Origin of the sequence: Sphingorhabdus sp. (genome assembly GCF_046292425.1) — a bacterium.
In the GTDB taxonomy this organism is placed as follows: domain Bacteria; phylum Pseudomonadota; class Alphaproteobacteria; order Sphingomonadales; family Sphingomonadaceae; genus Sphingorhabdus_B.
This window is the reverse complement of the sequence record NZ_JBKBQV010000099.1, coordinates 521-768: the sequence shown is the minus strand read 5'-3', so window position 1 is coordinate 768 and position 248 is coordinate 521. Positions and strand designations below refer to the sequence as shown.

The following is a 248-nucleotide window of genomic DNA, read 5'->3' as shown; positions in this document are numbered from 1 at the left end:
AGCGGTCCCCAATGCCGGCCAGGTCAAACGTTTCAATCACCGTATCGACGCTGTCGTGATGCACCCGATCGCTGGCCTGCTGCTGCTGGCCACCGTGCTGTTCCTGATCTTCCAGGCGGTGTTTGCCTGGGCCAATTTGCCGATGGACATCATCAAGGACGCGGTCGCATGGACCGGCACCGCGATCAATGACAACATGGCGCCCGGGCTGCTGCAAAGCCTGCTGGTGGACGGCATCGTCGCCGGCG

Annotated in this window: 1 pseudogene; it reads left to right on the top strand. The window is 62.9% G+C overall.

Annotation, left to right across the window (positions count from 1 at the left end):
* A pseudogene (locus ACK4S7_RS13055) lies at positions 1-248 on the top strand (ferrous iron transporter B); the annotation flags it as partial.